The organism is Limnohabitans sp. (genome assembly GCF_040400975.1).
Taxonomy (GTDB): Bacteria; Pseudomonadota; Gammaproteobacteria; order Burkholderiales; family Burkholderiaceae_C; genus Limnohabitans_A.
This window is the reverse complement of the sequence record NZ_JBBAPF010000012.1, coordinates 18,531-36,720: the sequence shown is the minus strand read 5'-3', so window position 1 is coordinate 36,720 and position 18,190 is coordinate 18,531. Positions and strand designations below refer to the sequence as shown.

The window sequence follows — 18,190 nt, the reverse complement described above, 5'->3', positions numbered from 1 at the left end:
CAAGTCCTTAGGAGAGATCTGTCTTTGGGGTCTTATCGCGTCGTGCCGCTTGGTGCGGCGTTGCGGTCATGGCTTGAGCGGGCGCGGCGGCTGGCCGTGGTCGAATCCAGGTCGCGCACCGTCCATTCCAGCAACTGGTCGAGCGCGGCCCGCGCTTGGTGGGCGTTGGGGTGGTGCAGCACCGCGACCAGGGTGTAGCGCTGGCCACTTTGGCCTTGCACATAGCCGGCCACCGAAGCCACATCGCGCAGCGAGCCGGTTTTCAGCCAGGCATTGCCGATCACAGGCGATTGGGGGTTGCGCTCTTTCAGGCGAGCGGCCGTGCCATCCACGCCCGCCACCGCCAAGGAGTCGGTGAAGGCCTGGGCATGAGGCCCCGCGTGGGCTGCCTGCAACAAGGCGGTCAAAGCTTGCGCCGTGCTGCGCTCGGTGCGCGACAGGCCGGAGCCGTTGTCCAGCACCGGTTCGCTTTGCGCGGGAAAGCCATGCCGCCACCACTGGGACATGCGCAGGCGTGAGGCTTCAAAGCGCCCGGGCGCTCCCAGTTCGCTCGACAGCGAGAGGTACAGCTGCTGGGCCATCACGTTGTTGGAGAACTTGTTGATGTCCTTGATCACTTCCGACAGCGGCAAGGAGGGTGCATCCACCAGCAAACGGGCCTGGGCTGGGCGTGCACCGTAGCGCACCTGTCCGCTCAGTTGTCCGCCCGCGCCAGCCCACAGGGCCTGCAACACACGCGGGGCGTATTGGGCGGGGTCCGGAAAAGCCACGGGCCATTCCCGCTCGCCACAACTGGCGGGGTAGCCTCCGGCAAACCGAACCTGCAGCGGTTGGCTGAAGTCAGCCTGCAACTGGCGTCGCCAGTCGGTGCAAGGGGATGAGGTCAAAGGCAGTTTGCTGGTGACCGACAGACCCGCCAACGGGGGCTCAAAACGCACCTGCACCTGGCCGTTGGCCGGGTCGGGTGTGAAAGTGTAAATCACGGCTTTGAAATTGAGCAGCAAGCCATCGGGTCCCACGTTGTAGGGGCGCAGGGGCTCGTCGTCAAAAGGTTCGCTGCGCTCGCGCACATCAAACACGCTGCGGTCGAGCACGATGTCACCCCGCACCTCCCGAACGCCCGCAGCTTGCACTTGCTTGAGCAAATCTTGCAGGCGCTCGACCACCAACTTGGGGTCGCCGCTGCCTCGCACAATCAGGTTGCCTTGCAACACACCGTCCCGTACAGGGCCATCGGTGTAGATGCGGTTGCGCCAAGTGTGCTCAGGCCCGAGCAGGCTCAGGCCTGCGTAGGTGGTGAACAGCTTCATGACCGATGCCGGGTTGACGCTGCTTTGGGCGTGGTGGGACAAACGCGGTGCCGCCGCTTGCGATGCTTTGGCGTCGGCAAGCAAAGGCGCGATCAACACACTCAATGCCGATGGGGGCACCTGCGCTTGGCGCAAGATTTTCAAAATACCGGGGGGCAGATCGGCTTGGGGTGCACGGCCCGTTGAAGCTGCGCTTTCTTCGGATGCCGTGGCCTTGGTGGCGGCCGTTGCAGACGCGGCCTGGGATGCGCCCAAAGCGGCCAGCAGCAAAACCCCGAAGCCCCATGGCTTGAGCGTTGTCCAAGGGTGAGGGGGACGGGTCAAAGTCATCGGGTGAGTCTAACCCGCCCCTACCCGTGGACCGGGGTGTCGCCCTCGGGGCACTATGATTCGGGCCATGCGATTTTCTTCAAAAACCGTGGGGCTGGCTTCTGCGGTCATCACGGTGCTCATCTGGACCGGTTTCATTGTCATTGCGCGAGCGTCTGCATCGCGGGGTTTGCTGCCCCTGGACATTGCGCTGGCCCGCATCTTGGGGGCCAGCGCGGTGCTGCTGCCTTGGGCTTGGTGGCTGATGCGTCCGGCTCGTCGGGCGGGTGAACAGGTGGGTTCTTTGTGGGGCTTGTCGCCCCTGCCTTTGCGCCAAACGGTGCAAACCGGTTTCTTGGGTGGGTTTTTGTACGCCATCTTGGCTTACACCGGTTTCTTTTATGCACCAGCCTCGCACGCGTCGGTGCTCATGCCCGGCAGCTTGCCTTTGTGGACCACCTTGTTGGCCTGGCTGTTTTTGCGCGAAAAAGTGGCCGCTACTCGTGCCTTGGGCCTGGGCTTCATCGTGCTGGGCGATGTGCTGGTGGGGGGTGCGAGTTTGCTCATGGCTTTTGATGGCGGTGAGGTCTGGAAGGGTGACTTGCTGTTCATGACCGCCGCCATGTGCTGGGCCAGCTACAGCGTGCTGGTGCGACGCCATGGTTTTGATGCGGTGCGCGCCACCATGGCCATCACGGCCTTTGCCTTTGTGTGTTTTGTGCCCTTGTTTGCCGTGTTGGTGGGTTTGTCCATCTTGCCCACGCAACTGCACCAAGCGCCATGGTCCGAAATCCTGTTCCAGGCGGTGTTTCAAGGCGTGGGCTCGGTTGTCATTTCAGGCATCACCTTCACGCAGATGGTCCGCTATTACGGTCCGGTGCGCTCAACCATGATCACGGCGCTGGTGCCGGGCTTGTCGGCGCTGGGGGCGGTTTGGTTTTTGGGTGAGCCCATGCACTGGAATTTGCTGGCCGGGCTGGCGTTGGTGACCGGCGGTATCTTGTTCGGTGTGAGGCAGGCCAAAAAATCCGACACCAGCCCTGCCCCTGCCCACGTAAGCGCACCGCCGCAGACCGGAGGTCAGCCATGAGTGTGGCATCGGAGCGCCGTTGGCTGGCTTTTGACACCAGCACCGATGTCTTGTCTTTGGGCGTGGCACGCGGAGACCAAATTTGGACGCAAACCTTGCCCGGCGGCGCACAGGCCTCGAGCAACTTGATTCCCGCGGTGTTGGCCATGCTGGCCGAGGCCGAGATGCCGCTGGCTTCGCTGGAGGCCATCGTTTTTGGTCGGGGGCCAGGCTCGTTCACGGGTTTGCGCACCGCCTGTGCCGTGGCCCAGGGTTTGGCTTTTGGCGTGGATGTGCCGGTTTTGCCCGTAGACACCTTGATGGCGGTGGCCGAAGAGGCCCGCTGGGCTCGGCTGCAGGCAGGCTTCTATGACGCTGCATCCCCATCGCCAGGCGAGATCAACGAGTTGACTGTGCTGGCGCTGCTGGACGCCCGCATGGACGAGGTGTACAGCGCCGCGTACACCTGGCAGCGGCTGCCTGAGCAGCAGCATGGGCAATGGCGCGAAGCTTCGCCCTTGCAAGTGTCGGCCCCCGAAAAAGTTCAAGTGCTGCCAATGGATCCAGCGCTGTACTTGGCCGGCAATGCATTTGCGGCCTATGGCGAGCGCTTGCCCTCTGCATTGGCCCAAGCCCTGCGGTGTGAGGCCTTCCCCACCGCTTCGGCTTTGCTGCGCCTGGCGCCTGCTTTGTGGGCGCAGGGACTGGCCGTGCCCGCTGAGCAGGCCATGCCGCTGTACATCCGCGACAAGGTGGCCAACACCACCGCCGAGCGAGAAGCTCTGAAGGCCTTGGCTTTGCAAGCCCATCAGGGCCAAGCCACAGCGCAGTCATGAGCTCGGGCATGAAACTCGACAAAGCTTTGAGCCGTCATCGGCCGACCGAAGCAACGCGCAACCGCGTCACTTTGGTCCCCATGACACAGAGCGACTTGGACAAGGTCATCGCCATCGAGCAAACCGCTTACAGCCACCCTTGGACGCTGGGCAATTTTCGGGACTCTCTCAACCCGCTGTTTGACGCCCAATGCCTGTGGCTGGACGGTGAATTGTTGGGTTATTTTTTGGCCATGCGCGGCGTGGAAGAAATGCACTTGCTCAACATCACGGTGGCGCCTGCACACCAAGGGCTGGGCTGGGGACACATGATGCTGGACGCCTTGTCCCTCATGTCGCGCCAAGAGGGTGCTTTGTGGCTTTGGCTGGAAGTACGCCAAAGCAACCTGCGTGCTTTGCAGGTTTATGAGCGGTATGGCTTTAAGCAGATCAGCATCCGCAAGGATTACTATCCTGCAGGCCGGCTGCAGCGTGAACACGCTGTGGTGATGAGTTTGAAACTGTGAGCCCCACATGAGCGACCCCACCCGATTTGACCTGGACGACCGCCAACGCGCCATGCTGGCCGAAATGGGCGTGCGCGTGTGGTGGCCGCCAACCGCCCATGAATCGGTTCAAGCCGAGCCTGTCCAGACCCCGGCAATGACTCAGGCGCCCTCAGTACCCCGGCCCCAGCGGCCAGCGGCCAGCGCCACATCCAGCGAGCAGAAGGCCACGGCTGCGACACCGTCCGGCGTGGCATCCAAGCCCTTGCCAGAGGGCGTGTCAAACATGGACTGGGATAGCTTGCAGGCTGCGGTCAAAGCGTGCCAGTCTTGTGCTTTGAGCGCTGCTCGCCAGACCCCCGTGTGGGGCGCTGCTGCAGCACAGGCCGACTGGATGGTGGTGGGCGATTTGCCCTTGCCAGAGGACGATCAACAGGGTTTGCCTTTCACCGGCCCAGAGGGGGTGTTGCTCGACAACATGCTCAAAGCCGTGGGCGTGCGCCGCCAAGGTCTGCCGCCTGCGCAGGGCCAAGCGCCTTGGGTCGAGGCCTACCTGACCTGCGCTGTCAAATGTCGCCCGCCTGCCGGGCGCAACCCCGAAGCCACCGAGTTGGCGGTGTGTGCCGGCTATTTGTCACGCCAAGTGGCACTGGCCCAACCCAAGGTGATTTTGGCCATGGGCCGTTTTGCCATCCAGAGCCTCTTGGGCAGCACCGAGCCCATGGGCAAACTGCGGGGCACGGTGCACGATTTCCAAGGGGTGCCCGTGGTGGTGACTTACCACCCCACGAATTTGCTGCGCACGCCGGCTGACAAGGCCAAAGCTTGGGCCGATCTGGTGTTGGCGCTCAAAGTGGCGCAAGCTTGAAATTGGCCAGCGGCCTGGCTTAGCCTCTTTCCTTGCCCATCCCCTCGCCCATGACGATGGGTCGCGTCGGTGCCCAGCCGGGGTTGAATTGCATCACACCCTTGGGGAACAACATCACCACGGTAGAGCCGAGCAAGAAGCGCCCCATTTCTTCACCCTGCGTCAAACTGATGCTGCCCATCTCATAAGTCCATTCACGCACTGTACCGGGGCGTGGTGGGTTGACCACGCCGTGCCACACCGTGGCCATGCTGCCCACAATGGTCGCGCCCACCAACACCATCACGAACGGACCGTGTAGCCCTTCAAACACGCACACCACGCGCTCGTTGCGGGCAAACAAACCCGGCACGCCGCGGGCCGTGGTCGGGTTGACCGAGAACAAATCACCCGGCACATAAATCATGCGCGTCAGGCGCCCCGCACAAGGCATGTGGATGCGGTGGTAGTCGCGCGGACTCAGGTACAGCGTGGCAAATTTGCCGTCTTGAAACTGCGCGGCCAGCGCCGCATCGCCACCCACCAGGGCGCGGGTGCTGTAGCTGTGCCCCTTGGCCTGAAACACCTGGTCGCCTTCAATCGGGCCGCATTGGCTGATGGCCCCGTCCACCGGGCTGACATAGGCAGCGGCAGCCAAGGGGCGTGCGCTGGCCTTGAGCGGGCGGGTGAAGAATTCGTTGAAGCTCTTGTAGCTGGCCGTGTCCGGGTTGGCGGCCTCCAGCATGTTCACGTTGTAACGCTTGACAAACCAATTGATGATGCCAGTGGTGGCGCTGCCCCATTGGCTGCCCGCCACCCAGCCTGCAAAAGCGGTCAGGGCTTGTTTGGGGATCAGGTATTGCGGCAAAACCGCCAAGCGGTCAGAAAAAGAAGGGGACATGAGAGGGCCGCTGGGGCGGATCAAGACAAGGTCGTGATTTTATCGGTCACCCGTCACGGCGCTCGGGCAAGCGGCCACAGGCACAATTCCGACATGAATACCCCATTGCTTTCGGTCGAACACCTGGTCAAACGCTACGGCGATGCCACGGTGGTCAATGACCTGTCCTTCCACATCGAGCCTGGCGAATGTCTGGGCGTGATCGGCCCCAACGGGGCGGGCAAAACCACCACGCTGCGCATGTGCCTGGGTTTGTCTCAGCCCGATGGTGGCGCCATCCGCTATTTCGACGGATTGCAAATGCCCCAAGACGCCTTGTCCATCAAGGCCCGCTTGGGCGTAGTCGCGCAGATGGACACGTTGGACCCGGATTTCACGGCGGAAGAAAACCTGCTGGTCTTTGGTCGCTACTTTGGCCTGCCCGACGCCGTGATCCGCGAGCGCATTCCGCAGCTGCTCGAATTTGGGGCTCTGAGCCACAAAGCCAAGGCCAAGCCCGGCGAGTTGTCGGGCGGCATGAAGCGGCGCTTGAGTTTGTCGCGTGCGCTCATCAACCAGCCGCAGCTCTTGATGCTGGACGAGCCCACCACAGGCCTGGACCCTCAGGCGCGTCACCTCATGTGGGAGCGGCTCCAGGTGCTGCTGCAAGAAGGCAAGTCCATCTTGCTCACCACCCACTTCATGGACGAGGCCGAGCGCCTGTGTGGTCGCCTCTTGGTGCTGGACCATGGGCGCAAGATCGCCGAGGGCAAGCCCCGCGATTTGATCGCTGAGCACCTGGAGCCCGAAGTGGTCGAGGTGTTTGGTCAAGGCGCTGTGGCCTTGGCGGAAGAGCCCGCATTGAAAGCGCTGGCTGGGCGTGTCGAAGTCAGCGGCGAGACTGTGTTCTTTTATACCCTGGACAGCCGTGGGCTGATACAGGCGCTGCAAGCTTGGCCCGCCCTGCGCACTTTGCACCGCCCTTCCAATCTGGAAGACCTGTTCTTGAAGTTGACCGGACGGCAGATCCGAGAGGAAGGCTGACCATGAGTCAAATCCAAAACAACATTTGGGCCGCGCCCCGCCTGTCCATGCGCTGGTGGCCTGTGTTTTTGCGCAACTGGCTGGTTTGGAAAAAGCTGGCCATCCCCAGCTTGGTGGGCAACATCGCCGAGCCGCTCATGTGGCTTGTGGCCTTTGGCTATGGCATGGGCGCGCTCATCGGGCAGGTCGAGATGGGCGGCGAGAAGGTGCCCTACATCTTGTTTTTGGCCAGCGGCAGCATCTGCATGAGCGCCATGAACGCGGCCACCTTTGAAGCGCTGTATTCAGCGTTTTCGCGCATGCATGTGCAAAAAACCTGGGACGGCATCATGAACGCCCCGGTGCGCCTCGATGACGTGGTGCTGGCCGAAATGCTCTGGGCCGCTTTCAAGGCGCTGTTCAGCGTCACGGCCATTTTGGTGGTGATGCTCGCTTTGGGCATCAGCCACAGCTGGAAGCTGCTGGTGGCCTGGCCGGTGCTGCTGGGCGTGGGCATCACCTTCAGTTGCATGGCGTTGATCTTCAACGCGTTGGCCAAAGGCTATGACTTCTTCACCTACTACTTCACCCTGTTTCTCACGCCCATGATGTTCCTCTCGGGCATCTTCTTTCCGCGTGAGCAACTGCCCGCCTTCGTGCGCGTGATCGCCGATTGGTTGCCGCTGTCGGTGGCGGTGGATCTGGTGCGGCCCATGTTCATGGACCGTTGGCCTGACGAGCCTGTGCGGCTGGTGGGGGTGCTGGCGATATTTGCAGGGGTGTCGTTCTGGATTGCGTTGGCCTTGACGAGGAAGCGGTTCAGGCATTGACGTCAGAAATCTGCCCCTGCTCACCCGCTAAGATAAATCCTTTGTCTCCATACATTCATTGAAAGATCGAACATGAGCATCCAGACCGTAGGCATCATTGGCGCAGGCACCATGGGCAATGGCATCGCACAGGCGTGTGCGGTGTCGGGCATCCAGGTGGTGATGGTCGACATCTCGGACGCGGCTGTGGCCAAGGGCGTGGCCACGGTGGGCAAAAGCCTGGACCGCTTGGTCAACAAAGAAAAGATCAGCGAGGCCGACAAGGCCGCAGCGCTGGCCCGCATTCAAGGCTCGACCAGCTACGACGACCTCAAGGGTACGCAGCTGGTCATCGAGGCTGCTACCGAAAACCACGAGCTCAAGGTCAAGATCTTGCAGCAGCTCGACGGCCTGCTGGCCCCGAATGTGATCATCGCGTCCAACACCTCGTCGATCTCGATCACGCAACTGGCCGCTGCCACGCAGCGTGCGGACCGCTTCATTGGCATGCACTTCTTCAACCCCGTGCCCATGATGGCGCTGGTTGAAATCATTCGCGGCCTGCAGACCAGCGACGCCACGCACGACGCGGTGCACGACATGGCGCTTGCGCTTGGCAAGACGCCCATCACCGTGAAGAACGCCCCTGGCTTTGTGGTCAACCGCATCCTGGTGCCCATGATCAATGAAGCTTTCTTTGTGCTGGGCGAGGGCTTGGCCGAAGCCGAAGCCATCGACGCGGGCATGAAGCTCGGCTGCAACCAGCCCATTGGCCCGCTGGCGCTGGCCGACATGATCGGCCTCGATGTGTGCTTGGCCGTGATGGAGGTCTACCTCAAGGAGTTCGGCGACAGCAAATACCGCCCCAGCCCGCTGCTGAAGGAAATGGTGGCTGCAGGCCGTTTGGGTCGCAAGACCGGGCAGGGTGTTTACAAGTACTGAGCTTGTCACTTGTGTGAACGTGTGCAGGGTGATGGACGGCCTAACATCCCCACCATGAACACCACCTCCCACCCCGAAGGCCAGATCGACTGCAGCGTGCACGGCGCAGTCCTGCAAATTTGCATCAACCGCCCGGCCAAGCGCAACGGCTTCACGCCCAAGATGTTCCGCGAGCTGGGCGAGGCCTACACCCGGCTGGACGACGACCCCGCCTTGCGCGTGGGTGTGCTGTGTGCGGCGGGCGACCATTTCACGGCCGGTCTGGACTTGCCCACCATTGCGCCGCTCATGCAGCGTGGCGAAAAAGCCGTGCCGCTGGGCTTGGTGGACCCGCTCAACCTCGGGATGGACGGCTACCGTCGCCGCGTTAAACCCATGGTGGTGGCGGTGCAGGGCATCACCTACACGCTTGGCATCGAATTGATGCTGGCGGCTGACATCGTGGTCGCGGCCGACGACTGCCGGTTTTCACAACTGGAGGTGCAGCGCGGCATCATGGCCACGGGCGGGGCCACGCTGCGCATGGCCGAACGGGCGGGCACGGGCCATGCGCTTTTGCATTTGCTCACCGGCGATGTGTTCGACAGCACCGAAGCCTTGCGCCTGAACTTTGTGCAAAAGGTGGTGCCTGCTGTGGGCCTGTTGGCCGAGGCCATGCGCATTGCCACACTGATCGCAGCCCAGGCCCCGCTGGCGGTGGTGGCCACACGGCAAAACGTGCTCAAAGCGGTGGAGCACGGCCCGCTGGTGGCCATGCACGACTTTTTGCCGGTGCAGCAGCGCTTGTCGCGCAGCGAAGACGCAGCCGAGGGCGTGCGCTCCTTTGTCGAAAAACGAGCCGCACGCTTTAGCGGTCAGTGAGCGTCAGGCGTGCGCCACAATCGGCGCATGACCGACTCGAACGCCTTGCACCCCTACGCCGAACTCACCCCCGACCGGGTGATGGACGCCCTGACCGATCTGGGCCTGTGGCCCGACGGCCGTTTGCTGGCGCTCAGCTCTTACGAAAACCGCGTGTACCGTGCGCACTTGGATGAACCCGTGCAAGGCAGCTCGGCGGTGGTGCTCAAGTTTTACCGGCCAGGGCGGTGGAGCCGAGAGCAGATTCAGGAAGAACACGATTTCGCGGCCGAACTGCTGGGGGACGAAGTGCCCGTGGTCGCGCCCTTGGTGCTGAACGGCCAGACCCTGCACCAAAGTGCTGGCTTTGATTTTTCGGTCAGCCCCTTGCGTGGCGGTCGCACGCCCGAGCTGGACGATTTTGAAGTGCTTGAATGGGTCGGCCGTTTTCTGGCTCGCATCCACACCGTGGGCGCGGCCAAGCCTTTTGCGCAGCGCCCCACGCTCGATGTGCAGACCTTTGCGCTCGAGCCCGCCGAGTGGCTGCAAAAGCACCAGATGATTCCGCTGGAAGTCGAGCGCGAATGGCGTGAGGCCTTTGCCGCAGCGCTGGCCTTGGTGCAAGAAAAAATGGCGATGTGCGCAGCAGACCGCCGCTTGATTCGCCTGCACGGCGACTGCCACCCGGGCAACATTTTGTGGACGCCCACTGAGTTGCCCGGCGGCGGTCCGCACTTTGTGGACCTGGACGACGCCCGTATGGGCCCGGCCATGCAAGACCTGTGGATGCTGCTGTCGGGCGACCGGGCGCAGCGCACGCAGCAACTGTCGGTTTTGCTCGATGGTTATGAGCAAGTGCGCGACTTTGACCGCGCCGAGCTTCAGCTCATCGAGCCGCTGCGCACACTGCGTTTGATCCACTACAGCGCTTGGTTGGCACGGCGCTGGGAAGACCCGATTTTCCCGGTCAACTTTCCGTGGTTCGGCACACCCGACTACTGGCGCGGCCAAGTGCTGATGCTGCAAGAGCAGGTTGAGCAAATGCAGGAAGCGCCGCTGGTGGTTTGAGTCATGTAGGTCTCACCATCGATCGAGTGGTCGTGTGACCCATGAAAAAAGCCCCGCCAGACGCGAGTCCGGCGGGGCTTTTTGCTGGGTCAGTGTCGATCAGCTCAGCAAGGCGTTGACCCGCTTCACATAAGCCGCGGGGTCAGCAGGCAAGCCGCCTTCGGCCAGCAGGGCTTGGTCAAACAGGATGTGGGCCAGGTCGTGGAAGTGGACCGAGCCGTCGAGCTTTTTGACCAGCGCGTGCTCGGGGTTGACCTCCAGCACAGGCTTGACTTCGGGCGCTTGTTGGCCGGCTTGTTTGAGCATGCGGGCCAGTTGCATGCTCATGCCGTCGTCGGTCACCACCAGGCAGGCAGGGCTGTCCACCAGGCGGCTGGTCACGCGCACGTCTTCGGCTTTGTCTTTGAGCGCTTCTTTGAGCTTGGCCAGCACGGGCTTGAAGGTTTCGGCCGCGTCCTCGGCGGCTTTCTTTTCTTCTTCGTCTTGCAGTTTGCCCAGATCAAACGCGCCCTTGGCCACGCTTTGCAACGGGGTGCCGTCGAACTCATGCACAAAGTTCAGCGCCCACTCATCCACACGGTCGGTCATCAGCAAAACCTCGATGCCTTTTTTCTTGAAGACTTCGAGCTGAGGACTGTTCTTGGCAGCGGCCAGGGTATCGGCGGTGATGTAGTAGATCGCGTCCTGGCCTTCCTTCATGCGGGCTTTGTATTCGGCAAAGCTGACGCTCACGGTGTCGCTGGTGGTGGATGCAAAGCGCAGCAGTTTGGACAGGCGGTCTTTGTTGCCAAAGTCTTCGCCCAGGCCCTCTTTCAGCACTGCGCCGAACTCGGCGTAGAACTTGGTGTACTGGCCCAACTTGGCTTTGTCTTCGTCACTCAGGACATCGGTGACACCGTCTGTACTCTCAGGCGCCTTGTCGTGCTTGGCCAAGTCCTCCAGCATGGACAGCACACGCTTGGTGCAGCCCTCGCGGATGGCTTTCACATCGCGGCTTTCCTGCAGCAGCTCACGGCTGACGTTCAGGGGCAAGTCGGCCGAGTCCACCACACCTTTCACAAAGCGCAAGTAACTGGGCATCAGCGCTTCGGCATCGTCCATGATGAAGACGCGTTTGACGTAGAGCTTGATGCCGGCCTTCTTGTCGCGGTTCCACAGATCGTGCGGCGCTTTGCCGGGAATGTAGAGCAACTGTGTGTATTCGGTGCTGCCTTCCACGCGGTTGTGGGTCCAGGTCAGTGGCGCTTCAAAGTCGCGGCTGATTTGTTTGTAGAAGTCGGCGTATTGCTCGTCGGTGATGTCTTTCTTGGGCCGGGTCCACAAGGCGCTGGCCTTGTTGATCGTTTCCCACTCGCCGGTCTTGACCATGGCGCCAGGTTGACGGCCACCGTTTTCGTCTTTGGGGTCGATCAGCTCGCCGTCTTTCCACTCTTCCTTTTCCATCAAGATGGGCAGACTGATGTGGTCGGAATATTTGCCGACGATTTCCTTGAGCTTCCAAGTGTTCGCGTATTCCAGCGCGTCTTCGCGCAGGTGCAGGATCACGCTGGTGCCACGCTCGGTACGGGTGATTGTTTCGACCTCGAAGTCGCCCGTGCCGCCGCTGATCCAGCGCACACCTTCTTCAGGCTTGGCACCGGCGCGTCGGGTTTCCACGGTGATCTTGTCGGCCACGATGAAGCCTGAATAAAAGCCCACGCCGAACTGGCCGATCAGCTGGGCGTCCGACTTCTGGTCGCCGCTCAACTTGCTCATGAAGTCCTTGGTGCCGCTTTTGGCGATGGTACCCAGGTGGTCAATCGCTTCTTGCGCTGTCATGCCGATGCCGTTGTCGGTGATGGTCAGGGTTTTCGCGGCTTTGTCGAAAGACAAGTGCACCCGCAAGTCGGGCGCGTCTTCGTACAGGGCGTTGTTGTTCAGTGCTTCAAAGCGCAGCTTGTCGCAGGCGTCCGAGGCATTCGAGATCAGCTCGCGCAGAAAGATTTCCTGGTTGGAGTACAGCGAGTGGGTGACCAGGTGCAGCAGTTGTGCGACTTCGGCCTGAAAGGCATGGGTTTGCTTGCTCATATCGATTCAAGAGGTAAAAAACAGAAGATCAAAAAACCAAAACGCCCCTTAGCTTGGGGCGTCAGGCGGCGTTTCAAGGGGTCAGAATGATTCGTTCGGACCCAGGTAGCGCCACTGGCCCGGTGGCATTTGTCCCAGCTGTACGCCGCCCATGCGGATGCGCTTGAGGCCGACCACTTTCAGGCCCACCTGTTCGCACATGCGTCGGATTTGGCGCTTTTTGCCTTCGGTCAGCACAAAGCGCAATTGCTCGGGGTTTTGCCAGTCGACTTTGGCCGGCTTGAGAGGCTTGCCGTCCAGGCTCAGTCCGTGGCGCAGGCGCTCCAGCTGGTCTTTGGGGAACACGGCTTGCACGTTGGCGCTGACCCGGTCGAAGTCGCCAATGGCTGTGAGCTGGTTGGCTTTGCCGCCATAGGTGGCCGATGCGGTCGATGCCGCAGCGGTGTTTTCGTGGCCGGTATAGGCCACGCGCACCAGATACTCTTTTTCCATCTCCGAGTCTTCGCCGATCAGCTGACGCGCTACGCGGCCGTCTTGTGTCAGCACCAGCAGACCTGTGGAGTCGATGTCCAGCCGTCCGGCTGGGGCCAAGCCGCGCAAGTGCGGCGGGGTGAAGCGCAGTTTGGACGGGTCACCGCCCCAGTGGCTGCGAGGGTTGATGAGGGTGATGGCTGGTTCGTGCCCGTCTTCGGCCTGGCCGCTCACGTAGCCCATGGGTTTGTGCAGCAAGATGGTGACTTGGCGGTCTTGTTGCTGCTCGGCGGCTTTGTCAATGGTGATGCGGTCTGACAGCGTGACCTGCTGGCCCATGCTGGCGGGCAGGCCGTTGACTTTGACCCAGCCTTGCTCAATCCAGGCGTCCGCTTCGCGGCGCGAACACATGCGCAGCTCGGCCATGCGCTTGTTCAGGCGCGACGTGCCCCCGGGCGCAGCAGTGTCGCCTTTGCCTTCGGGGCGAGGGGCGCGTTGGAATACCGGGGGCTGGGTCATGGGTTCTGATGGCTAAAAAAGGTTGCCCAATTGTCCGCTGTTTTTTATGGCGACAGCGCGTGGGGTGGGTAAGCCTTCGACTTGAGCCGCTGGCCTACACAAATTGTGTTGTCCGCAGCCCCTCCAAGTCCAGGATTCGCAGTCCACCGTATTCGACCCGAATCAGATGCCTGGCCTCCAGTACCCGCAGTGCCTCATTGACCCGTTGCCGCGACAGGCCCACCAGATAGGCCAGCTCTTGCTGGGTGATGCGCAGCACCTCGCCAACCCCTGAAAACAACACCGGGTTGAACAGTGCGGCCAGGTGTCTGGCCAGGCGCAGTTCGGGGTTGGTCATGCGGTCCATTTCTCGCGCGGCGATGAATTGCCCCAATCGTTCGTTGAGCTGGTGCATGATGAAGCGGTTGAAGCCCAGCGAGTGATCGATCAGCCAGTGAAAGCTGTCCAGAGGCATGCCAGCGACAACACTGGGTCGCAAAGCCTGAATGTTGTAGCGGTAAATTTCCCGCTTGATCGCGGTGCCCTCACCAAACCAGCCGCCGGGTGGTACGCCTGTGAAGGTCATGGTTTGACCGCTTTCGTTGTCGGTGCTCATTTTCAACAGCCCCGAGATCACGCCAAACCAATAGGTCACAGGCCTGCCTACGCGACACACGTAGTCACCCGTTTGTGGGTCGCTCACCACCAGCTGCGGCACGATTTGAGCTTGCTCATCCGGCGTCAACAGGCCCAACCAAGGGATTTCTTGGAGTTCTGCATCGGTGGGAGCCCTTCGCCTTTGGTGAACGCTGTTTTCTTTGGCCATGCGGAGGAGATGGGTTGTCAGGATGAGGTCAGTTGCGCTAAGGGTCTTCCCTGAATTGTCGTCCAAACGACAACTCGACGTCAAATGACTGCTTACGATTCATTTCAGTTCAAGTCGCATTGCGTTCGATGCACCGTTATTGGAGACAGGTCAGGTCATGCAAACAACGTTTCCCCGTTTGATGCTCAAGCACGCTGCCGAGCGCCCCTCGGCACCTGCATTGCGCGAAAAAGAATATGGCATTTGGCAGATCATCACCTGGTCTGATTTGGCCGGGCTGGTTCAGTCCGTGGCCTGTGGTTTGCATCAGGCCGGCTTGCAGCGCGGTGAGCACTTGATCGTGGTCGGCTCCAACCGCCCACGGCTTTACGCCACCATGCTGGCTGCGCAGTCGCTCGGTGCGATCCCCGTACCGCTGTACCAGGATGCCGCTGCTTCTGAATGTGTATTCCCCATCACCAATGCCGAAGTGCGCTTTGCCGTGGTGGAAGACCAAGAGCAGGTCGACAAGATGCTGGAAGTGCGCGAGCAGTGCCCGCAGTTGACGCATATTTATTACGACAATCCGCGTGGCCTTCGCAAGTACACCGAAGACGGTCTGGGCTCGCTCGAAGAATTGATTGCAGCCGGTGGCGTGTTTTCGAAGCAGCACCCCCAGTTTTTCAGCGAAGAGGTCGAGAAGGCGAGCTGGACGGATGTGGCGGCCATGTTCTTCACGTCCGGCACGACGGGCAATCCCAAGGGCGTGGTGCACACGCACAGCTCGCTGATTGACCGCGCCGAAGCGGGGGCCGAGTTTGACAAGCTGACCAACGCAGAAGATGTGCTGGCCTACATGCCTCCGGCCTGGATTGGACAGAACATCTTCAGCTACGCGCAGTGGTTGGCCTGTGGCTATGTGGTCAATTGCCCTGAGTCATCGGCCACCGTGACCATCGACCTCAAAGAGATTGGCCCCACTTATTACTTCGCGCCGCCCCGCGTGTTTGAGGGCATGCTCACCAGCGTGATGATTCGCATGGAAGACGCTGGCAACTTCAAGCGCAAGCTGTTCCACTACTTCATGGGTGTGGCCAAAAAAGTGGGCCCGGCCTTGATGGACGGCCAATCGGTTGGCCTGGCCGATCGTCTGGTGTATGCCCTGGGCAATCTGATGGTTTACGGCCCGCTGCGCAACAACATGGGTTTCAGTCGCGTGCGCGTGGCCTACACCGCGGGTGAGGCGATTGGCCCCGACTTGTTCACTTTCTTCCGTTCGATCGGCGTCAACATCAAGCAGCTCTATGGGTCCACCGAAACTGCCGTGTTTGTGTGCCTGCAGCCCGACAACGAAGCGCGCGCAGACACCGTGGGCGTGCCCTGCAAGGGCGTGGAAATCAAGGTGGCTGACAACGGCGAGATCATGGTCAAGTCGCCTGGGCTGCTCAAGGGCTATTACAAGAATCAGAAGGCCACTGAAGAGGTGCTCACCGCCGACGGCTGGTACCACACCAGCGACGCAGGTTTCATTGACAGCCATGGCCACCTCAAGATCATTGACCGTGTGAAAGACGTGGGCCGCATCCAGGGTGGCGCCAACGATGGCGCGATGTTTGCGCCCAAATACGTCGAGAACAAACTCAAGTTCTTCCCGCACATCAAAGAGGTGGTGGCCTATGGCGACCAGCGCGAAAAAGTGTGCGTGATGATCAACATCGACTTTGATGCGGTGGGCAATTGGGCCGAGCGCCGCAACCTGCCTTATGCCGGCTACGGCGATTTGGCGCAAAAGTCCGAGGTGTACCAGCTGATTCAGGAATGCGTGGAGAAGGTCAATGCCGATCTGGCCGAGGACGCCATGCTGGCGGGCAGCCAGGTCTCGCGCTTTTTGATCTTGCACAAAGAGTTGGATGCCGATGACGGTGAATTGACCCGTACCAACAAGGTCCGTCGCGGTTTCATTGCCGACAAATACAAACCATTGGTCGATGGCCTGTATGGCGGTAAGACCGAGCAGTTCATCGAAACCGTGGTCAAGTTTGAAGACGGCCGCACTGGCAGCGTCAGCGCCACGCTCAAAATTTCCGACGCCAAAACATTCACACCCGTGAAGGCAGCAGCATGAGCAAGGCCGGACCGCTCCAAGTTGCGAAGACCCCCTTGGGGGGCAGCGCAGTACATGAAATGATAAGCGTGGGGGTCAAATGACCAAGAAAATCGGCGACGTCATCCTGGACGTCAATAACATCAGTTTGCGATTCGGTGGCGTGAAGGCGCTCACGGACATTTCGTTCAATGTGCGCGAGCACGAAGTGCGCGCCATCATTGGCCCCAATGGCGCGGGCAAAAGCTCGATGCTCAACTGCATCAACGGCGTTTACACGCCGCAAGAGGGCAGCATCACCTTCCGTGGCCAAAAGTTCAGTCACATGAACAGCCGCCAGGTGGCCGAAATGGGCATCGCCCGCACGTTCCAGAACCTGGCTTTGTTCAAGGGCATGAGCGTGATCGACAACATCATGACCGGCCGCAACCTGCGCATCAAAAGCAACCTGTTCATGCAGGCTTTGCGCCTCGGCCCTGCCCAGCGCGAGGAAGAAGAGCACCGCGAATTTGTGGAGCACATCATTGACTTCTTGGAGATCCAGGCTTTCCGCAAGACGCCTGTGGGTCAGTTGCCTTACGGCTTGCAAAAGCGGGTCGATCTGGGCCGCGCCTTGGCGATGGAACCCCAAGTGCTGTTGCTGGATGAGCCGATGGCCGGCATGAACATGGAAGAAAAGCAGGACATGTGCCGCTTCATTCTGGATGTGAACGACGAGTTCGGCTCAACCATCGTGCTGATCGAGCACGACATGGGTGTGGTGATGGATATTTCGGACCGTGTGGTCGTGCTCGACTACGGCAAAAAAATCGGCGACGGAACACCCGAAGAAGTGCGCAACAACGAAGAAGTGATCAGTGCCTATCTGGGCACCAGCCACTGAGGAGAATAAGACATGGCATTTTTCCTGGAAGCTCTTTTTGGCGGCCTCATGGCCGGCATGCTTTATTCCCTCGTTGCCCTGGGCTTCGTCTTGATCTTCAAGGCCTCGGGTGTCTTCAACTTTGCGCAAGGTGCGATGGTGCTGTTCGCCGCCTTGGCCATGGCCCGTTTTGCCGAATGGGTGCCGGGTTGGCTGGGGCTTGAAAACAAGTTTCTGGGTAACTTGATCGCTTTTGTGCTGGCTGCAGCATTGATGTATGTGCTGGCTTGGTTGATCGAGCGATGGGTGTTGCGACATCTTGTGAACCAAGAGGGTGTGACCTTGCTGATGGCCACTTTGGGCATCACCTACTTCCTCGATGGCTTGGGTCAGACGATTTTTGGCAGTGCCATTTACAAAATCGATGTGGGCATGCCGAAAGAACCCGTTTTTCTTTTCGAGTCGCTATTCCCTGGTGGTGTGTTGATCAGCCTAGAAGATGTTTACGCGGCTTGCATTGCTGCTTTGTTGGTGGTGGTCTTGTCGCTGTTCTTCCAGAAGACCGGAACTGGTCGGGCCTTGCGCGCGGTGGCGGATGACCACCAGGCCGCGCAGTCGATCGGCATTCCGCTCAACCGCATCTGGGTCATTGTGTGGTTTGTCGCGGGTATCACTGCCTTGGTGGCCGGCATCATCTGGGGCTCCAAATTGGGTGTTCAGTTCTCCCTGACCACCGTGGCCTTGCGTGCATTGCCTGTGATCATTTTGGGTGGATTGACTTCGGTGCCGGGCGCCATCATCGGGGGCTTGATCATTGGTGTAGGCGAGAAGTTGTCCGAGGTTTATTTGGGCCCGTTTGTGGGCGGCGGCATTGAAATTTGGTTTGCGTACATGCTGGCTCTCGTCTTTTTGTTGTTCCGTCCACAAGGCTTGTTCGGCGAAAAGATCATCGACCGCGTGTAAGG

The 18,190-nt window shown here is 60.6% G+C and carries 17 protein-coding genes; 12 read left to right on the top strand and 5 right to left on the bottom strand.

Annotated features, from left to right (window positions below; translation table 11 throughout):
• Positions 1–32: 32 nt before the first annotated feature.
• The gene (dacB, locus tag ABWQ00_RS08890) at positions 33–1,640 is read right to left on the bottom strand and encodes a D-alanyl-D-alanine carboxypeptidase/D-alanyl-D-alanine endopeptidase (RefSeq protein WP_353238312.1); all 1,608 of its coding nucleotides are present in this window, start codon (positions 1,638–1,640) and stop codon (positions 33–35) included.
• 67 nt (positions 1,641–1,707) lie between these two features.
• Between dacB and ABWQ00_RS08885 the strand changes: the two genes are divergently transcribed.
• Genes ABWQ00_RS08885 through ABWQ00_RS08870 form a run of 4 tightly spaced genes read left to right on the top strand, consistent with a single transcriptional unit; the run spans position 1,708 to position 4,877 of the window.
• The gene (locus ABWQ00_RS08885; RefSeq protein ID WP_353238311.1) at positions 1,708–2,709 is read left to right on the top strand and encodes a DMT family transporter; all 1,002 of its coding nucleotides are present in this window, start codon (positions 1,708–1,710) and stop codon (positions 2,707–2,709) included.
• A complete protein-coding gene (gene tsaB / locus ABWQ00_RS08880; protein ID WP_353238310.1) occupies positions 2,706–3,524 on the top strand; it encodes a tRNA (adenosine(37)-N6)-threonylcarbamoyltransferase complex dimerization subunit type 1 TsaB in 819 nt (272 codons plus the stop codon). The genes ABWQ00_RS08885 and tsaB overlap by 4 nt, the downstream gene beginning before the upstream one ends.
• Before the next feature lie 8 nt (positions 3,525–3,532).
• On the top strand, positions 3,533–4,030 hold the full coding sequence (gene rimI, locus ABWQ00_RS08875) for a ribosomal protein S18-alanine N-acetyltransferase (RefSeq protein WP_353238309.1): 498 nt from the start codon (positions 3,533–3,535) through the stop codon (positions 4,028–4,030).
• Between the two features lie 7 nt (positions 4,031–4,037).
• Complete coding sequence (locus ABWQ00_RS08870) at positions 4,038–4,877, top strand: uracil-DNA glycosylase (protein ID WP_353238308.1); 840 nt, start codon at positions 4,038–4,040, stop codon at positions 4,875–4,877.
• 19 nt (positions 4,878–4,896) lie between these two features.
• On the opposite strand, the gene asd is transcribed toward ABWQ00_RS08870, so the two are convergent.
• Positions 4,897–5,757 (bottom strand): archaetidylserine decarboxylase, encoded by an 861-nt coding sequence (gene asd / locus ABWQ00_RS08865; protein ID WP_353238307.1) that lies wholly within the window; start codon positions 5,755–5,757, stop codon positions 4,897–4,899.
• A 93-nt stretch (positions 5,758–5,850) separates the two neighbouring features.
• Between asd and ABWQ00_RS08860 the strand changes: the two genes are divergently transcribed.
• The 5 genes from ABWQ00_RS08860 (at position 5,851) to ABWQ00_RS08840 (ending at position 10,418) form a co-directional block, all read left to right on the top strand.
• Positions 5,851–6,780 (top strand): ATP-binding cassette domain-containing protein, encoded by a 930-nt coding sequence (locus ABWQ00_RS08860; RefSeq protein ID WP_353238306.1) that lies wholly within the window; start codon positions 5,851–5,853, stop codon positions 6,778–6,780.
• A 2-nt stretch (positions 6,781–6,782) separates the two neighbouring features.
• Entirely contained in the window at positions 6,783–7,589 is an 807-nt protein-coding gene (locus ABWQ00_RS08855) for an ABC transporter permease (protein ID WP_353238305.1), read from the top strand.
• A 72-nt stretch (positions 7,590–7,661) separates the two neighbouring features.
• Complete coding sequence (locus ABWQ00_RS08850) at positions 7,662–8,510, top strand: 3-hydroxybutyryl-CoA dehydrogenase (protein WP_353238304.1); 849 nt, start codon at positions 7,662–7,664, stop codon at positions 8,508–8,510.
• A gap of 54 nt (positions 8,511–8,564) precedes the next feature.
• Positions 8,565–9,371 (top strand): crotonase/enoyl-CoA hydratase family protein, encoded by an 807-nt coding sequence (locus ABWQ00_RS08845; protein ID WP_353238303.1) that lies wholly within the window; start codon positions 8,565–8,567, stop codon positions 9,369–9,371.
• A 27-nt stretch (positions 9,372–9,398) separates the two neighbouring features.
• The gene (locus tag ABWQ00_RS08840) at positions 9,399–10,418 is read left to right on the top strand and encodes a serine/threonine protein kinase (protein WP_353238302.1); all 1,020 of its coding nucleotides are present in this window, start codon (positions 9,399–9,401) and stop codon (positions 10,416–10,418) included.
• Positions 10,419–10,517: 99 nt separating this feature from the next.
• Here the strand turns inward: ABWQ00_RS08840 and htpG are convergent, their stop codons facing one another.
• From htpG to ABWQ00_RS08825, 3 genes are all read right to left on the bottom strand, one after another.
• Positions 10,518–12,485 carry a molecular chaperone HtpG gene (htpG, locus tag ABWQ00_RS08835; protein ID WP_353238301.1) on the bottom strand — a complete coding sequence of 656 codons (1,968 nt, stop codon included), beginning with the start codon at positions 12,483–12,485 and terminating at the stop codon, positions 10,518–10,520.
• 81 nt (positions 12,486–12,566) lie between these two features.
• Positions 12,567–13,475: a pseudouridine synthase gene (locus ABWQ00_RS08830; protein ID WP_353238300.1), complete on the bottom strand. Its 909-nt coding sequence runs from the start codon at positions 13,473–13,475 to the stop codon at positions 12,567–12,569.
• Between the two features lie 94 nt (positions 13,476–13,569).
• Positions 13,570–14,280 carry a Crp/Fnr family transcriptional regulator gene (locus tag ABWQ00_RS08825; protein WP_353238299.1) on the bottom strand — a complete coding sequence of 237 codons (711 nt, stop codon included), beginning with the start codon at positions 14,278–14,280 and terminating at the stop codon, positions 13,570–13,572.
• 157 nt (positions 14,281–14,437) lie between these two features.
• On the opposite strand from ABWQ00_RS08825, the gene ABWQ00_RS08820 reads away from it, so the two are divergent.
• The 3 genes from ABWQ00_RS08820 to ABWQ00_RS08810 all read left to right on the top strand — a co-directional run bounded on the left by ABWQ00_RS08820 (position 14,438) and on the right by ABWQ00_RS08810 (position 18,188).
• Positions 14,438–16,384: an AMP-dependent synthetase/ligase gene (locus ABWQ00_RS08820; RefSeq protein WP_353238298.1), complete on the top strand. Its 1,947-nt coding sequence runs from the start codon at positions 14,438–14,440 to the stop codon at positions 16,382–16,384.
• Between the two features lie 79 nt (positions 16,385–16,463).
• Positions 16,464–17,246, top strand: a complete 783-nt coding sequence (locus ABWQ00_RS08815; protein ID WP_353238297.1) for an ABC transporter ATP-binding protein — start codon at positions 16,464–16,466, stop codon at positions 17,244–17,246.
• A gap of 12 nt (positions 17,247–17,258) precedes the next feature.
• The gene (locus ABWQ00_RS08810) at positions 17,259–18,188 is read left to right on the top strand and encodes a branched-chain amino acid ABC transporter permease (RefSeq protein ID WP_353238296.1); all 930 of its coding nucleotides are present in this window, start codon (positions 17,259–17,261) and stop codon (positions 18,186–18,188) included.
• Positions 18,189–18,190: the final 2 nt, after the last annotated feature.

What these genes read in the sequence shown, in the direction of transcription:
- ABWQ00_RS08860 (WP_353238306.1), top strand. Translation starts at nt 5,851, where the DNA reads ATGAATACCCCATTGCTTTCGGTCGAACACCTGGTCAAACGCTACGGC.
- ABWQ00_RS08845 (WP_353238303.1), top strand. Translation starts at nt 8,565, where the DNA reads ATGAACACCACCTCCCACCCCGAAGGCCAGATCGACTGCAGCGTGCAC.
- ABWQ00_RS08850 (WP_353238304.1), top strand. Translation starts at nt 7,662, where the DNA reads ATGAGCATCCAGACCGTAGGCATCATTGGCGCAGGCACCATGGGCAAT.
- tsaB (WP_353238310.1), top strand. Translation starts at nt 2,706, where the DNA reads ATGAGTGTGGCATCGGAGCGCCGTTGGCTGGCTTTTGACACCAGCACC.
- ABWQ00_RS08825 (WP_353238299.1), bottom strand. Translation starts at nt 14,280, where the DNA reads ATGGCCAAAGAAAACAGCGTTCACCAAAGGCGAAGGGCTCCCACCGAT.
- ABWQ00_RS08870 (WP_353238308.1), top strand. Translation starts at nt 4,038, where the DNA reads ATGAGCGACCCCACCCGATTTGACCTGGACGACCGCCAACGCGCCATG.
- ABWQ00_RS08820 (WP_353238298.1), top strand. Translation starts at nt 14,438, where the DNA reads ATGCAAACAACGTTTCCCCGTTTGATGCTCAAGCACGCTGCCGAGCGC.
- htpG (WP_353238301.1), bottom strand. Translation starts at nt 12,485, where the DNA reads ATGAGCAAGCAAACCCATGCCTTTCAGGCCGAAGTCGCACAACTGCTG.
- ABWQ00_RS08885 (WP_353238311.1), top strand. Translation starts at nt 1,708, where the DNA reads ATGCGATTTTCTTCAAAAACCGTGGGGCTGGCTTCTGCGGTCATCACG.
- ABWQ00_RS08815 (WP_353238297.1), top strand. Translation starts at nt 16,464, where the DNA reads ATGACCAAGAAAATCGGCGACGTCATCCTGGACGTCAATAACATCAGT.
- ABWQ00_RS08830 (WP_353238300.1), bottom strand. Translation starts at nt 13,475, where the DNA reads ATGACCCAGCCCCCGGTATTCCAACGCGCCCCTCGCCCCGAAGGCAAA.
- ABWQ00_RS08840 (WP_353238302.1), top strand. Translation starts at nt 9,399, where the DNA reads ATGACCGACTCGAACGCCTTGCACCCCTACGCCGAACTCACCCCCGAC.
- rimI (WP_353238309.1), top strand. Translation starts at nt 3,533, where the DNA reads ATGAAACTCGACAAAGCTTTGAGCCGTCATCGGCCGACCGAAGCAACG.
- ABWQ00_RS08810 (WP_353238296.1), top strand. Translation starts at nt 17,259, where the DNA reads ATGGCATTTTTCCTGGAAGCTCTTTTTGGCGGCCTCATGGCCGGCATG.
- dacB (WP_353238312.1), bottom strand. Translation starts at nt 1,640, where the DNA reads ATGACTTTGACCCGTCCCCCTCACCCTTGGACAACGCTCAAGCCATGG.
- ABWQ00_RS08855 (WP_353238305.1), top strand. Translation starts at nt 6,783, where the DNA reads ATGAGTCAAATCCAAAACAACATTTGGGCCGCGCCCCGCCTGTCCATG.
- asd (WP_353238307.1), bottom strand. Translation starts at nt 5,757, where the DNA reads ATGTCCCCTTCTTTTTCTGACCGCTTGGCGGTTTTGCCGCAATACCTG.